This window comes from Synechococcus sp. MIT S9504, from assembly GCF_047497135.1.
Classification (GTDB): domain Bacteria; phylum Cyanobacteriota; class Cyanobacteriia; order PCC-6307; family Cyanobiaceae; genus Synechococcus_C.
In genome coordinates, this window is the sequence record NZ_CP138942.1 from 860,859 (window position 1) to 876,576 (window position 15,718).

Sequence of the window (15,718 nt, forward strand, 5' to 3'; positions counted from 1 at the left end):
CCAATTCTTTAATATAGTCAATAATCCTGCTTCTGTTGTTTAGGGCCGAGTCATTGTGCTCATGATCAGCTTTTGGTTCTGTCTCCCTGGCGATACCACCATTGGAGCTCTGCCTGACAAGACCGGGAAGGATGGTGTCTGCAGAGCAGCTGATACCCATGTTTCTGGCACACGCAACAACTCGAAGCTCTAGAAACGTTGAAGGGCGTCACCAACCTTCAGGAGAAACTGAAAGCTGCTCAGTCAGCTGCCGAAGTTGCATCTGTCACTGCAGGACATGCTCATGAATTCAGTGCTGATCATCCAATTTGTCTTGGTGAAGAGGAGTTGTAAGGTGTTTCTGCGGTGTGAATGAAAGCTTTAAATCAAGTTGATGTTAGAAATCTGCGTAGGCTGAGAACCGGGAAACCGATACACGGAATAAGGGGTGTCAGCCTAGTCGTAGTATGAAGCAAAACTTAGGGGTCTCGAAATACAGTTTTTTCAGGGTTTGACCTTCACTTGATGCCTTCATTCCATGAATCACGTAATACTCAGCCCTGGAATCCGCCGACCTGTCTGGAAGACTTGGTTCTCTTATTAACACTGAGGAATTCGACGCGATCGCTAGCAGGGTCATAGAGGGTGTAATTGGCCCCAGATCCAATGCCGATCACGCTGCGTCTGGGCACCGGCTGTTCATGGCACTGTTCACGAACGTGATCTTTCACTCTTGATCGAATCCGCCCTCCTGTGAGCTGCAATCGGAACTGACGTCCACCGCGCGCAGTGAAAAGTCGGTTGACATCCAGTCGAGTGAGGCGGTCGAGGAGGATCAAAGGTGAGGTTGTTTCCTTCAGTTCATCGCTCACATCCGCTGAGCTGCCGTGGATCAGGCCACAGTCCAGTTCAATCAAGCCAAATTGGAGTGATGCCAGCCAGTTGAGGTGCTCTGGGTTCTTTGCCTGTCGTAACCACTGAACTCCGGAGTCTTCGGACTGTCGTTGTAATTTCTCGGCTTTGGCTTCTCCTCGGTAGCCATGCAGGGACAGCAGTTGTTCCTCCAGCCAGCCGTAGATGCAGTGGGGATGGAGATCACTGCGTTGTGGTCGGCGTAAACGCTTCAACAGCGCATCACACTTGGGATTGGGGCCGATCATGTCGCCGAGAACGAACAGATGCGCTGTTCCTCTCCGCATCTGCAGATCGGACTGGATCTGCTCATACAGATCAAGGTCTCCACGAAGACCACTCACCAGTGCCCAGCGTTCCATCAGCGCTAACACATGAAACAAATTATACTTTATGTGAGAATGATTCTCACGGCAACACTTGGAGTTGGCGGCTGTGTTCGGCAGTTGTGTGCCTTTTCGAGCGACGAATATTGACGGCTGTTGTTGCTTGCGTTGTTTCTTCATTCGCTTGTCCATTGTCGGTTGTTCGCCTTGCTCGCTAGCGCTGAAGTACTGCTGCGTAAGGACAGATGCAGGAGGGGCGGCTGATCGACAGCAATGACCACTTGAGCTTGCTCTCGCAAAGAGGCCAGAAGAGTTGGGTGCTAGAGACGTACGTCTTCTTGGATATGGGAAGAGGTATACCCAACGATGAGCATGCTCTGCTCGCCTGAGCGCAAGCGTCCTGAGCTGTTGATCTTTTAGCAGCGTGGTCTGCGTGAAGGCTTCACCGAAGCACTGCAAGACGGTGACCACAGCTTCAACGATGACACGGTATGCGAATTCGTTTTGAAGATCTCTCGACGTAGCATTGGTCTCGACATCAGCTATTCAGTTCTGCCCAAGCCAAGCAAGGTCACTAAGGCAGAGACAAAAGCAATGGCAGAGGTTTGTGAGATGAACGTGACCTCTTTGACTGAGGTCTCCCATTCTTTTATCAAGCCTGCAGCTGCGTTCTCCAAAGATCCCACCGCCAGCGCTGCTGAGCCAGATAGTCTGGAGTTCTGATGACTGGCCGTTTATCGGCCCAACATCAACACTTCTGCCGTCACTGATGTAAGTCCCCTCGACTGATATCGATTCACTGCCCGCCCTTAGACACGTGGTTTTTTTATTGCCTTGAAGTTTGGGTTACACCTAGGCCGATAGTTGCTATGACTGCTGAACAGACCTGATACCCATGTCAGAAGAACAACTCAAAGCCTTTTTAGAGAAGGTCAAAGCAGACAATAGTCTTCAGGAGAAGCTAAAAACAGCAGCTGATGTTGATGCAGTTCTTGGAATTGCAAACGAGGCTGGGTTTGTGATTTCTGCTGATGACGTTCGGACTGAGATTTCAGATAGTGAGCTGGAAGGAGCGGCTGGTGGTGGTTGCTCCTTTGAATATGGTAAAATGGGTAAGGACAAATGTAGCAGATAGAATAAGTTTACTTATAAGAGCTCCTGTAACCGAAGGGGTTTTTTATTGCATCAATTATCCCAAAAAGACCATCAATAAGCTCCCGATATATGGCACCATTGAGCGCGGTTAAGCAGAATTCAGACGGGTGGAAGTGTTGCCAAACTTGGTGGTTTATTGGTTCTGAGCCATACATCAGATTTTCACCACAACCCCTCAGGATCTACACCAAAGCTGTATAGTTGGGTTAACCAGAAGCGCTGTGATCTTGAAGGAGTCGAGGGGGCAAAGCTCCCAACACAACTCACACACTCAACTAACTCACTTTCCCTGATGGGTATTTCTGACTAATCCGTCAGTATCTAACAAATCACAATTGCTCGGGCTCAGGTCAGGCGAAATTTCAGCTGGGGAACTGTTTTATCGTTGGTCTCGCCACTATTGTTGCTTTGAACAGATTCCCAACTCGATCGCAATTGATTGTTCATCATCTTCCATGCGACAAGTTGTCAACTGTTTCTAGTAGTTGCTTTTGGTTTCTTTCTTTTTGGACATTTGTTTGCTTGCAACATCTAATTGAATATCTTCTGATAATCTTGCTGAATCGTTGATTTTGTAGAACTTCATCTGTATATAAACTCTGACGTAAAGTGAGTGCAATTTGCACTAACAAAGGTGCAGGAATTGTTGTCGAGTTGATCAAGCTCAACAGGAAAGGAAAAGTCGCGAAGGTCGTCATCTTCTTTCAGAATGATTAGGAATGGTTCAAGTGGTTAACGGGTCAGTCGTAAATTGCTGACAACTGTTTTTGCAAGGTACGGCAATCCCACCCTCGATTGTCTGTTCTGATTCATAGATTGATTGAGCCACTTTATCTCGTGAAGTTGACTCAAGAGGGACAGTCATCACTTCTCCACTTTTAGCCTCCACGCAAAGAGACCATGCTTTATTCATTAATTGCTTTTGTATGGATTGCAGTATTCTTTGCTATCGCAAGGAATAATGATTAAGCCGTCCTAGAGAGCCTAAGTTTGTCATTTAGTTTTTGACATCCTAAATACTTCATTCGTCCCAGCCAGTAGTTAAACAAACATTAAACCAGAGATATCAACTTTGTCTGTTTCTGTGGTCAGCATTTGTTGTTGTATTCGATTTTGTCTGTTTCTGTGGTCAGCATTTGTTGTTGTATTCGATTGTCTCTTAAGAGCACTGCTGATCCGTTCATTCGTGCTGCTTGTTCGAGTATCAACCGGACTTACCGGGAAGGCGTCTTCCGTTCTGGTGCTTGTCATGTACCTGCCGGTCAGTTTCCAGAGCAATACATGGAACTTGTGTTTGTCAGCCTCTTGAACGAGCAAGCCATCGATCGCATGACCCTAGCCGTTCAAGCGAAGCACGCTGCTCGTCAAGCAGAACTTTTATAGCTTTCAGCTCAGGACCGTCATATGGAACTACCCCTCGGCATTCAGCAAAGGGTCGCAGCTCAGCCAATGCTTGTGGATGCCGTGTGTAAGGAGTGGGTGGCTGAATCCCATACTCCATCAAAACCATCAAGTATCGAATTTCTCTCAGCTCGTAGAGGCGATTTTATTTCATATAATAGTAAGTTTATGCTTGCATATTCTCTCTTTGTGAACTTCAATCGCTTGATCATTATGACTATTGTGGTTGATCCACCTGACAAACTTGGATCAATAAAACGCCTCAGAACGTTATTGGTTTTCTGTCGAGTCTCAGGTGCCGTTACAGCAGCCAATAATGACCCCCCTATTGATTGTATATCGCTGCTCCGAGAATTATAGCTATGCGGCATACATGTCGCTCGACGACGTCATTAAATTCGGTATTCCTTTTAATCTCGTTTTTGATTGGTTGATCTCAAGGAGGTGAACCAACCCATGAGTCTTTTGATCTTGCTGATAAGTTGCTTGTTGCGACCATTTCTGCTGATGGTATGGTGAATGTTTATCAGATATGTTTTAACAGCTGATCCGTTTCAAGCTTGTTTTTTATTTCATACACTTCATGCTTCTACCGTTGGGGCACCAGTACAATATTTCATTGGTGACCAAGGATAAGGCGATATCCGCCAATTTCAATTCTGTGGAAACGTATCATTCCATTGTATTGCCATTGCCAAAGTGGATTTCTACAAAGGTTAGCGGAAGTTCCATGCTAGATGGCATGAGCTGGGCCAACGGCACTTTGCAGGATCACTAGGGTCTCCAGCATTTCCCGATCAAGTGAATCAAGAGCAAGATATCTTCGCGGTGCTTCATTATGTATTAGACCAGCTGCCTGATTAGATCAAGTCAACCAAGTCAGTTCTCTCCCTTCGCTAACATGGGCGAAGTTTTCTATTTCTGCTTCCCCTGTTGAGGCCGGTATCCCCTACCGAATCATTTACGCATCAGGCGTCAGGGTTTTTCATAATTATGCTTTGGCGACACAAAGAAGATGGACTTTCTTCAACGAATGAGAGTAGTCGGTAGTGGATTAATCATTGCTGCATATTTTATTACTCTTCACCTTGATGTTGTGACTGGCGTAGTTGTTCATCTGGTGGCAATGAGTATTTCTGTGCCTTATTTCATTAAATCTAAAGCTTGGGATGTAGTCATCATGATGACTTTCCTCATGACGATTGGATCAGGCCGTCTGATCATGGCCGCTGTTCCATAACTGTGCACAGCTATAGGTATGAGCACCTGCTGGTGCCTCTTCTTTCCCTTTAACCGCACTTACAGCAAGGTCTTTTGCGATACAACAACGAACCGTTACATAGGTTAATATAATTTAAGGTGTTCTTTTGTTATGTCCAAATCCACTATTCAGTCCTTCCCTGATCCCTACAAGTCTTACAGTGAGAAGTTGAATGGCCGCGCAGCAATGCTTGGTCTTGGTATCGGCTTGGCTGTCGAGGCCCTTACAGGGAAAGGCATCGCTGAGCAAGTCGCTACGTTCAACCAAGCCTCCGTGCTCGATCTCTCAGGTGTCAAGGGCTGGATTGGCCTCATGTTCGGCTGTGCTGGAAACCTCGGCTGAGTCGCTCAACGTCACCAACTCAATCAAGACAGGTAGTCCTCGCTTCTTAGGGATGGCATTCTCTTCTCTATCAAGCACTTGTATCGTTCGGTTCTCTTGCCTTGTGGCAATCTCTCATCCGTCCTTTAATAGTCCTGTAGGGTCCTGGAGGTAGGCGGATGATTAATGTTGATTGGACTGGCACACTTGTACTCCTCTCGATAATCACATTGATAACAGTGATTGGATACCAGGAAGGGCACTCAATCCTTTAACCCTCCGCTCTTGCTTGATAGCGGGGGCTTTTACTTGTTCTCCCGTCGCAGATTCAGGCGGCAAGCTCCTCCCTCTGAGTAAGGCTCACGCCTTTAGTAATGTTGTCTTCCGAGTTTGTTCGTACGTGTGTATGGCAGGCCTGAAGGTTTTTTCGTCCATTCAGTCCTGTTGTTACTCCAAATGTTATTCCTGTCAGTCCTGGCCCCTTGATATGACTGATATTGTTGTTATTCGGGGTGGATCAGCGCTCACAAACGTGGCTGGCATCTTGCGCACGTTCGGCGTACTCGAAGCCATGACTCAGGCGCCAGGCGAAAACCTCCGGTAATCCAGCCTCAACAATTGCTCTACAGGTTCTGCTCACGTCGTACTCCACTTCACGGACACTCACCTCTCCGCTGTCGTCGTCGTGGACCACGTACGTCGCCTTGGTTGAGCCATGCCTGGGTTCGCCGACTGAGCCGGCATTGACGATGCGCCGCATCGGCAGGGTGATCTCCTCTTCGCTTTCGGAGTGTTTGCCATTCACCTGCACCGACACGCGGATGGAACCTTCGCTGAGCTCTCGCACATAGGGCTGATGTGTGTGACCGCAAAACAAGGTGTCCGCTCCGGCTGTCGCCACGCGTTCCAGTGCGGCAAAGGCGTTCATGTCTGGAAGCAAGTATTCGTGCTGACTGTTGGGGCTTCCGTGTACAAACAGCAATCGCTCTCTGCGCAGGGTCATGGGCAGGCTTGCCAGGAAGGCCTTGTTGTCTTCAGTGATTCGTTCTGCGGTCCAGCGATGAGCGCGATGACCGCGACGTTCGGCAAGCTGCGAGGGATAGCTGCATTCGCAGGCGTTGAGTCCGTCGATGATGTCTTCATCCCAACAGCCCTGGCAGGTGGGTATGGAGCGTTCGCGCACCAGTTCAATCACTTCATTGGGCTGCGGGCCATAGCCCACCAGGTCGCCCAAACAGGTGATGGAGTCAATGCCTTGTCGGTCGATGTCAGCAAGCACGGCTTCGCACGCGGCGAGGTTGGCGTGCAGGCAAGAAATCACTGCGTGGCTCATGGTTATCCCTTGGCTTGAAAGGAGTGTTGTCTGTTCCTGAGCTGGGCCTGGTGCAGTTCCAGGTCGTCGTCTGTGAGCAGACAGTCGTTGATCGTTGACTGAATGCCGGCAGGGTCAAGGGCTCTGCCTTGCACCACCAGCTGTGACGTGCGATTCGACCTGCCTGCCGGCGGCTCCACCGATTCCAGGGGAAGAATCTGAGAGCTCTGCTGGCTCACTATCCAGTTGCAGAGGAATGAGCGACCATCCGGCAGATTCATCAGTGCTTTGGCCCGATACACGTCGCCGTAGGCGCCATTCACCAGTTCAAACCAAAAGCTGCTGAGGCTGTTGGGATCCCAGACACAGCCTTGAAGGTTGCGATGCCAGGATTCAAGACGCTTGAAGTTCAGAACGTCCTCTTGCGGCAGTTCTGGATCCAGACCGAAATGCAGTGTGCGATCCGGTCGCAGATTGAAGCGCTCCAGCTGCCGAAGCACGTGCGGATCAATGCCGTTCGGGCTGCTGTTGCTCGGTGGCTGAAACTGCTGAACCTCGATGAGCACAAGCCGATGACCTGCTGGCAGCGGAGCAGTCGCGGTTGTCGCAAGATCCAGGAGCTCAGGGATCTGGTCTTGGAGCCAGGCGCTATCGATGCCTGCGTTGTGACCTTGTTCCAGACCTTCCTGATCGGATCCGCACAAGCGGAGATAGGCACAGCTGCCAGGGTGCTTCAGGAAAGAGTCGCGGATCCAATTGGTTTTCCCGCAGCCGGGGGGGCCCGTGATCAACCAGGTGTTCTGCATGGCCAGATGGCGACAGGCTGCGAATGCACGAGCCTGGGAATGGGAATCATTCTCACTATGCATGATCAAATGACGCTTGTCATTGAATCAAGCGTCGAGGCGAGCCATGTCTCCTTGGCGGCCAGCCTCATGCCCGTTTCATGGCCTGGGCTCTGCCTGTTTGTCTGCTAAGCGTGTCTTGCTGGATGCGTGGCTGTGGTGGTTCAGCGCTAGATGCTTCCGATGACGAGCCAATTGTCCAGATCTGCCGCAGCCCATTAGAGGCCTGGATGATGGTCACGCGTGCAGGCCATTGCGCATGAGAAGCGACTTGTCGGTGTCTAGGATTTCGTTGGTTGTTGATTGATGCACATTAAAAGTTCTGCATATGCCTTTGATTTTTCCTCTTGCATTGCTCCCTTTCCTGTTCGGCCATGGAGGTGGTGGAGGTGGTTCTGATTACTCAAAACATGCGTATTCCGTGTGGGCAGAAGAGCACGCTGAGCATCGTTGTGATGCTTACAGGCAGGGCATGTCATGGGACGAAGCCTACTCTTATGCCAAGAATTCATCAAGACAAGCTTGGAGAGCAGTTTTCGTTCCTTATCCTGAAAGAATCAAAGCCTACAACGCAGCAATCAAAAGAGATTGCAATCTTCTCCATGTCGAGACGTGGAATCAAAAAGTAAACTATTGAATGTCGATAGAGTTATGATTATCTCAATTTGTAGATCGATAATCACTTTTTGCAGAAATCCGTTCTGCGATCACAACGTCTAGCTGCTGGTTGGTGGATTAAAGAAGGGATGATTTCATTGCAGCAACTGTTTCTGCCAAAGTTTGCTTTATTGCATCTTGCATGCCACCTCTGCAGTTTTTCTGGCAGCGGATCCTTTAACTGTTGGCTTCCAATCGCTCTTTGATTGATCGTCTCTGATAAAACGGTACATATAGTCACCGCAATTGTATTCGGCTTTACCAATACCTCTGTTGTTGCTCAGGATTACAGTCACGATTGGATCGCTTTTGGAAAGAACTTTCACTCGTACGCATCGTTTTTCGTCGCATCCACCCTGGCACCATCCATCCTTGCAGTCTTGAGCTGGTGCAGTCGCAATTAAAGATCCGGAGGCCACAATTAGTGTCGAGAAAAGGAAGGGTTTCATTGGCTCCAAGGCTCTACCTATCGTAGTCACGATGCACAGAACCAACTGATCGTTTGTGCCAAAATTGTGTAGTATTTGCTCATCATTATGCTTGCTTTTGCCTTGCAGCATTTAGCCAATATCTCTTGAAAATTGGTGTTCGTCGTCAGTCGGGTTTGTGAGGCATTTCGTTGTCAGGCATACCATGCATCTACCACCAGCTGCACTCTCCAGGTCTTTATCTGATGCTGATCCAGCTTTCATCGAGTCGTCAGCAGAAATCATAAACCCAGCTTTTTTGGCAATCATAAGGACTGCATCTGCATCGGCTGCTGCTTTGAGCTTCTCCTGAAGGCTGGTTTCAGCTTTGACTTGTTCAAGGAAGGCTTTGAGTTGCTCTTTTGAAATGGGTTATTTCTGATATCCCAGTAGCAACAATTAGCAAAAAATTTGATTCCTGCTGAGGGGGCTTATGAAGTCGTTGTTATGGTATGGACAACACTTAAAGCAACACCGTGGACGACTCCAAGAAGGAGAAGGAGTCACCAGAACTCAAGGAAGAGCTGACTGACGATGAGTTGAAGGGTGCCGGTAGTGGTAGGGACGTTATTGAGCGGTCAGTTCACGGCTGGATTGACGAAAGAATTCATTTTCTTGACCCATCGGTATAACCATATAAGACAGGAATATTCGATATGCGAAAGGCAGGCAATAATCGGGGTTTGGTTGCAGTAAGGGAATGAAGGCATAGAGAGCAAGAAGGGATATCTATTTGATGCCTCTCACTTATCTTTTTTACTCGCTTTATGCCATCTAGAAGCACCTACATCAACCCTTCGAGTCTCTCCTCAACCCAGTCATAGAAAAGGTTTCCTTTCAACGAGACTAACCATCAAAGAGGAAGGCCGCCCTTCCCGTTGGAAAGACGGCCTAAGTCGCTCGTTTGTGCATGGTTCAACCCATCACTTGTTACAAAAGCAAGGGGGCGAAGCTTCTGGCTAGAGGCACCCTGGGGCCATTGGCTCTAGGTGTCGGGTTGTGACCTCCTGGGGCACCTAGGGCGGTGCAAACCGAGCGTCGATTGGCGTGGCGTACAAGTTTTGCCGACCAAAGGACCAACCCAGGTCATTGTTGAGACTGTTGGAGCAGGGGCCAGAAAGTCAGTCTGCTTCTGGAATCTGCTGGGGTGGAGTATCGGCCGTCATGGGCTCCTCCGATGTCGTGAACCTACTTTCCACCCGCAGTCGGCCTTTTGACATCGGTTGAATCGCGCATTGCCTTTCAAGGCAAAACCTCCAATAGTGGAAATGGCGTGACTTGAGCGTTTTGCTGATCTCAGGTCGTTATCCCGTCGCCAGTTTCAAGGAAGCGCCTGGATGTCCACACTGATTCTTGAGTGGGAGAAACCGTTGGACTACAGATTGAATGTGGTACTGAGCTTCACCGTGAAAGGAACCCTTGAGCGACCAACAAGATTGCACAAGCAGAAGGCGAGTGTTTACGCCAGCAATGCGGCAACTCTCATCGGCTGATGATGGCATTCGCGAAAGAGATTGAGGTCGGGGATGGCTACTCATCCAAACGGACCGAGGAGATCTTCAATCAGAACTTCAAGGACGCCACCCCCGATGAGATCGAGGCTTCACAGAAGTGTTTCGATCACGACAGATGGACTGAGGAGAACCAGGAGCACAAGATCTGGAAACCAGATCTGTTGGCCCCTGTGCCTGAGGGACAACAAGGCCATGGTGTGTTTGTGTTCAAGCACCCGAACACCATCACCTTCATGTGTGGGCTTTGGGCGGTTGTGCTTGCGCTCACCGACGAAGCAGGCAAGAGGCATAAGTATCCGGTTTGGACATTGGGAGTGAAGACCGGCAAGCGGTTCCGATGCTCACCCTCAGGCATTCGGGGAGTGATCCTGGATCAGTTCGATGAGGAGACCTATGCCGCGTGGAAACAGCTGGTGATGAGCAATAAGGAAGGGGCTTATGAAGCTCTGGCTTCGGCATGCGACTGGCTTGGTCACAAAAAGAAAGTCGGGTTGAGCTACATCAGCGGGCGCTCATCAATGCAGCTCCTGACAGAGCTGGGGATTCGATGTGAAAGAGACCATGCCTTCCTCTATCCCCACTACAAAAAGATGTTTGAGGAGAAACTTTTAAATGAAACCAGGTCGGAATATGAACAGTGGCTGAAACAGGCCTCAAACGAACATCGAGAGATGTTCAAGCAGATGGTTGCGAACACCAAAAGACAGAATCCAAGGCTCACCGAAGCAGCTGCACGACAACAGGTCATGATTACCCTGCATGAAATGGGTGTGATGACATAAAACCTGCTGTCAGAATGTTGTTACGGGTTTCTCATCAATGTCTTCAGCATCAAGCGATTCCAGATTCCCAGATGAAAATCAGCGCTTGATTGCGCAAAATTTTGATCAGATCATCAACTCTGATAGCTACAAACTGGCGCATCACGATCTAGATCTGCTCAATAGCTCCTCGATGCGCGGCGTCAGGATGTTGATGGAAATCAGCAAGCCTGAACTACGCTTGGAAGAGGCTGGAATCACCTCCACCATCATTGTTTTAGGTGGGGCCAGGATTCAGGAGCGTTCAGCAGCAGAGTCAAGTCTCGCAGAGTCTCTGAATGCACTTGATGCCGACCCTGATTCGGTTTCGCTTCAGCGCAGAGTTCAACAAGCCAGAGGGCTTGTTGATCTTTCATGCTATTACGATGCCGCCCGTGAATTTGCATTTCTAGTATCCAGCCACGGACAGCAAAAAGATAAACCATTAAATTCTGACTCTTCCCCTGTGATTGTCACTGGTGGTGGTCCCGGGATTATGGAGGCTGGAAATCGCGGAGCTTTTGAGGCTGGGTGTCGATCGATAGGCCTAAATATTGATCTTCCTCATGAGCCTCCGAATCCTTATATTACACCTAATTTATGTTTCAAGTTTAGTTATTTGTCGCTGCGAAAAATTCACTTTGTGATGCGCTCGGTTGGAGCAATTCTGTTCCCAGGGGGATTCGGTACTTTGGATGAATTGTTTGAGATTTTGACATTGCGGCAGGTGGGGGTGAAAAGTGCAATGCCGATCATTCTCTTTGGTCGTGAGTACTGGTCAAAAGTTATTGACTTTGAGTTCATGGCCAATTCAGGGCTGATTGATGACGAAGATTGCCGCTTATTTCAGTATGCAGATACTGCTCTCGAAGCCTGGGAGTTGATTCGTAAGCAATCCTAAATGCCCTCTCGAAAGCTTCTTCGATGGTCATCCTTGTCTGAGCGGCTGTTTCGCCTGGGTCTCAGCGATGCAAGTCGGCCGTTGATGTTGATCGCTTTGGCTGGTCTCAGCCTGCTAAGTCATCAAAGCTGAGAAGAGAATGCTCTTAGAGCAACCAGTAAGCGACTGTGGTTAAACCGGTGAGGACTGGCTCAGAGATTCTTGCTTCGTCGTTCCTTTTTGCGATTGGGTGCCTTTGCTGTTGTTGTTGGCAGCGCAAGTCTTGATGTGCTCAGGTCCACCCGAGCCAAAGCTCGGTCTGCCTGGGAACGATTCATCAGTCAGCCGGCGTTTCAGCTGCCCCGCAATGCTGAGACAGTCGTCCTTGAAATCGCAACGGCACCGATCACTGTTCTGGGACGAACAGTTGTCCGCGGCTGCATTCGTCAGCTGAACGGTCAGCGTGGATACACCACGTCTCAACGCAAGGGCATCAATCTCGAATTGATCAATCAGTTGCCGGTGCCGACAACGGTGCATTGGCATGGGTTGATCTTGCCCAATGCCATGGATGGTGTGCCGTTTGTCACGCAACCTCCCATTCCCCCAGGACAACACCAAAGGATCCACTACTCGTTGGTGCAGAACGGCACCTTCTGGATGCATTCGCACTACGGGCTGCAGACCCAAAGCTATGTGGCTGAGCCTTTTGTGATCCTCGATGAGGAACAAGAACGTTGGGCTGATCGAACGATCACTGTGATGCTGCGGGACTTCAGCTTCACTCCCGCCAGTCAAATTCTCGACAACGTTGTGGCCGGTGAGCGCGGCGGCGGTACGGCCATGGCTCAGAGCCTGGCTGATTTTGATTGGCATCAGCCGCGAATGCTGCTGACTCAGCAGTGGGATCAAGGGAATCAGCGCTTCAGTTGGAAACAACAGAAAGGGGTCTTGATGATGGCCCCGGATGTTGTGTATGACGCGCTGCTGGCGAATGAACGCAGCCTTGACGCTCCAGAAATCATTGATGTGGAGCCTGGTGAAATTGTGGCGATCCGCTGGCTTGCGGGAAGCGCCTTCATGAGCTTTTTTCTCGACCTTGGCGATCTCGAGGCTGAGCTGCTGCGTACTGATGCCAACCCCGTTGAGCCGATCAGTGGATCGGTCTTTCAACTTGCTCTGGCCCAGCGTTTGACGCTGCGTATCAAGCTTCCTGAAGAACCTGGGGTCTTTCCTTTGCTGGCCTTAGGGGAGCGCAGCAACCTGCGCTGTGGTGTGGTGCTGCGCACTAACCCAAAGCTCCGCGTGCCTGATTTGGCCCCGAAAACCGATCAGTGGACCGGTCGCCTCGATTTCACCCAAGACAAGCAACTGCGGGCGCAAAGGCCTCTTGCGGTTCGTGCTGCTGACAACACAATCCCGATTGCTCTGACAGGCCCTGCTCCCAAATACACCTGGGGCCTTAACCATCGGTTTTACCCCTATCGAGATCCCTACTGGGTGGAGGAAGGGCAACGGGTGGAAATGGTGTTTTCCAATCCCACCCCGATGGGGCATCCCATGCATCTGCATGGCCATGAATTTCAAATTCTCGAACTGGATGGTGTGCCCCTGGCTGGAGCCATGCGCGACACCGTTTACGTACCGAAAGGCGGAACTTGTCGCATTGCCTTCGATGCCAATAATCCAGGAATTTGGGCGTTCCACTGCCATATCAGTTATCACCATGTGCGAGGCATGTTCAACGTGGTGGCTTATCGCTCCGCTGATTTGAGTTGGTGGAATCCAGCAGGTTTCAGTCGCGAATACCTGCCGTTTTGATGCTCTCCTGATGGCGTATGCCCAGCTCGGTGATTCCTTGGGCTTTCTATTGCAGCGATCTTCAGCCTCGCCAATGGCCTCCTTGCTGAGTCCACGCAGCGGAATGAGTCTGTTGAAATGTTGCAACTGCTTGTACTCCGGTATCTCCTCGCTGTGGTCCACTGAAAGACTGTTAACTCGGAGATGTCACCAGCATCAGAGCTGATTGCATCGAGATAGACCCCGGTGCACTGTGCTGATCATTGCTCCAGAGAACCTTGGCAGTGGCCTGGGGTTCAGGTAACGCAAGTGATTTGACTCGGCTGCGATTGATCCACACCTCCAGACCCTCTGCTTCGCCGACCAGTCCATCGCTGCCAAAGCATCTCCAGGCCAGACCTGTCTGGTGCAGGTTCGGATAGCTGCTGCGTAGTTTTGCCAGTTGCTGGATGGAGGACCTGAGGTCGGCTGACCAGTGTTGATCCCATGGGTAAGCCTCTCGACAGCCCGGTTCTGGCCCACTGGACCCTTCGGTGCTGGGCCCGCCAGCCAGGCCGGTTTCGGTGCCGTAAAAAATGCACGGTGCACCCGGCTGCAGGAACAACAACAACAGCGCCAGCCTCATGGCCTTGAGATCCCCATTGAGGCTGTGCAAGGCCCTGGGCACATCGTGACTGTCGAGCAGATTCATCTGGCCCCGGTTGACCTGCGGCCGATACCAACTCGTTGTGGTGTTCCAGATGTTGATGAGTTCTTCTGTGCTGAGGGGATTGAGTGGATAGCTCGGGTTTCGGTAGCCCTGGCGTAACGCGTCGCCCCCAGCCCAGCCAAGGGTGCTCCAGCCGATGCGGTAGTTCATCACTCCATCGAAATGCTCCCCTTGGAGCCACGAGCGTGCATCTCCCCAGATTTCTCCAACGATCCAGGCGTCAGATTTCACCTCTCGCACCACACGCCGGAATTCGGCCCAGAAGTTTTTCGGCACCTCGTCAGCAACATCGAGGCGCCATCCATCGATGCCCCTTTCCAGCCAATGGCGTGCGACGGCGAGTAGGTGTTCCTGAACCGCTGGGTTGGCGTGGTTGAACTTCGGCAGGTCCGGGATGGACCACCAACAGTCGTATCCGCAACTCTCGTCGATCCCTGGATAAGGATTGATGGGCCACTGCTTGATATGAAACCAATCCCTGTAGGGCGAGGCCTGTCCGTTCTCCACAACATGGTGAAAGGCCCAGAATCCTCGACCGCAGTGGTTGAACACCCCATCGAGCACCAGGCGCATATTCCGTTCGTGCAATGCGGCAACCAGAGCATCGAGTGCCGTGTTGCCGCCCAAAAGAGGATCGACTTGGAAGTAGTCGTCGGTGTGATAGCGATGGTTGACGGCTGAACGGAAAATGGGCGTGAGGTAGACGCACGTCACTCCCATCTCCTGGAGTTGATCGAGTGCATCGATCACGCCATAGAGATCACCACCCTGGAATCCCTGTTCGGTTGGATCACTACCCCATGGCTTCAAAGCCAGGTGGCGCTGCTTCTCAACTCGTCCACTGCAGCGGAACCGATCAGGAAAGATTTGATAGATCACAGCCTCTGCCACCCAAGTCGGCGGATCGCTAAAAGCCGTGACTGCCTGCAATCGCACTGAGTCTGCTGATCTTTCTATAGCAGGTAACACACCCAATACCCTGGCTGGATGACATTTGCACCTGATACATCCTCTGATCTGTCTGATCTCCGTTGCTATCCATGGCCCTGGCTCCACGGGATTGGGTGCTACTGCGCTTGCCCTTCCATGGACACGAGCGGGGCTAGGACCCAGATCAGTTTCTTGACTTTGATTTGGGAGGGCGAGTGCGCATGATTGTTGGCTTACGGGAGATGCTTTGATCAATCTTCGATGTCATCCTGAAGCTGAAGTGTCGTCGTTTTTGAAGGCTTGCGTCGATGCATGAGTGAAGTTTTGAACCCTTTAAGACTGACTGTTTGTTTTCTTTGCGTGCTGTCCTGTATGTCAACTTCGTCTCGCTGAAATATGAGGAATCTGGCGTTAAGCGTAAAGCGTTGAGTTTCTGTTTGGCTCTGGTT

13 protein-coding genes are annotated in these 15,718 nt (G+C 50.5%); 8 read left to right on the forward strand and 5 right to left on the reverse strand.

Features of this window, described 5'->3' with window-relative positions; genetic code table 11:
• Positions 1-533: 533 nt before the first annotated feature.
• A complete protein-coding gene (locus SIB58_RS05120) occupies positions 534-1,253 on the reverse strand; it encodes a phosphoesterase (protein WP_066909668.1) in 720 nt (239 codons plus the stop codon).
• An 859-nt stretch (positions 1,254-2,112) separates the two neighbouring features.
• Between SIB58_RS05120 and SIB58_RS05125 the strand changes: the two genes are divergently transcribed.
• The 3 genes from SIB58_RS05125 (at position 2,113) to SIB58_RS05135 (ending at position 5,376) form a co-directional block, all read left to right on the forward strand.
• Positions 2,113-2,352, forward strand: coding sequence for a Nif11-like leader peptide family natural product precursor (locus tag SIB58_RS05125; protein WP_067326634.1), 240 nt, complete (start codon positions 2,113-2,115; stop codon positions 2,350-2,352).
• A gap of 2,454 nt (positions 2,353-4,806) precedes the next feature.
• Entirely contained in the window at positions 4,807-5,013 is a 207-nt protein-coding gene (locus SIB58_RS05130) for a hypothetical protein (RefSeq protein ID WP_197461551.1), read from the forward strand.
• Between the two features lie 132 nt (positions 5,014-5,145).
• Complete coding sequence (locus SIB58_RS05135; RefSeq protein ID WP_231857139.1) at positions 5,146-5,376, forward strand: hypothetical protein; 231 nt, start codon at positions 5,146-5,148, stop codon at positions 5,374-5,376.
• Between the two features lie 496 nt (positions 5,377-5,872).
• Here the strand turns inward: SIB58_RS05135 and SIB58_RS05140 are convergent, their stop codons facing one another.
• Together SIB58_RS05140 and SIB58_RS05145 are read right to left on the reverse strand one after the other, a co-directional pair.
• Positions 5,873-6,688 carry a metallophosphoesterase family protein gene (locus tag SIB58_RS05140; protein ID WP_066909684.1) on the reverse strand — a complete coding sequence of 272 codons (816 nt, stop codon included), beginning with the start codon at positions 6,686-6,688 and terminating at the stop codon, positions 5,873-5,875.
• A 2-nt stretch (positions 6,689-6,690) separates the two neighbouring features.
• Positions 6,691-7,473: a GTP-binding protein gene (locus SIB58_RS05145; RefSeq protein WP_067326685.1), complete on the reverse strand. Its 783-nt coding sequence runs from the start codon at positions 7,471-7,473 to the stop codon at positions 6,691-6,693.
• A gap of 367 nt (positions 7,474-7,840) precedes the next feature.
• Here SIB58_RS05145 and SIB58_RS05150 point away from each other — a divergent pair, with 367 nt between their 5' ends.
• Complete coding sequence (locus tag SIB58_RS05150) at positions 7,841-8,149, forward strand: hypothetical protein (protein WP_156486702.1); 309 nt, start codon at positions 7,841-7,843, stop codon at positions 8,147-8,149.
• Positions 8,150-8,729: 580 nt separating this feature from the next.
• On the opposite strand, the gene SIB58_RS05155 is transcribed toward SIB58_RS05150, so the two are convergent.
• Complete coding sequence (locus SIB58_RS05155; protein ID WP_082823383.1) at positions 8,730-9,005, reverse strand: Nif11-like leader peptide family natural product precursor; 276 nt, start codon at positions 9,003-9,005, stop codon at positions 8,730-8,732.
• A 968-nt stretch (positions 9,006-9,973) separates the two neighbouring features.
• Here SIB58_RS05155 and SIB58_RS05160 point away from each other — a divergent pair.
• The 4 genes from SIB58_RS05160 (at position 9,974) to SIB58_RS05175 (ending at position 13,651) form a co-directional block, all read left to right on the forward strand.
• Complete coding sequence (locus SIB58_RS05160; protein WP_156486703.1) at positions 9,974-10,129, forward strand: hypothetical protein; 156 nt, start codon at positions 9,974-9,976, stop codon at positions 10,127-10,129.
• A 2-nt stretch (positions 10,130-10,131) separates the two neighbouring features.
• Positions 10,132-10,932: a hypothetical protein gene (locus SIB58_RS05165; RefSeq protein WP_066909693.1), complete on the forward strand. Its 801-nt coding sequence runs from the start codon at positions 10,132-10,134 to the stop codon at positions 10,930-10,932.
• 37 nt (positions 10,933-10,969) lie between these two features.
• Positions 10,970-11,851: an LOG family protein gene (locus tag SIB58_RS05170; RefSeq protein ID WP_066909696.1), complete on the forward strand. Its 882-nt coding sequence runs from the start codon at positions 10,970-10,972 to the stop codon at positions 11,849-11,851.
• Between the two features lie 201 nt (positions 11,852-12,052).
• Complete coding sequence (locus tag SIB58_RS05175; RefSeq protein WP_067326643.1) at positions 12,053-13,651, forward strand: multicopper oxidase family protein; 1,599 nt, start codon at positions 12,053-12,055, stop codon at positions 13,649-13,651.
• A 172-nt stretch (positions 13,652-13,823) separates the two neighbouring features.
• Here SIB58_RS05175 and SIB58_RS05180 read toward each other — a convergent pair whose 3' ends face one another.
• A complete protein-coding gene (locus SIB58_RS05180) occupies positions 13,824-15,269 on the reverse strand; it encodes a glycoside hydrolase family 13 protein (protein ID WP_067326688.1) in 1,446 nt (481 codons plus the stop codon).
• Between the last annotated feature and the right edge of the window lie 449 nt (positions 15,270-15,718).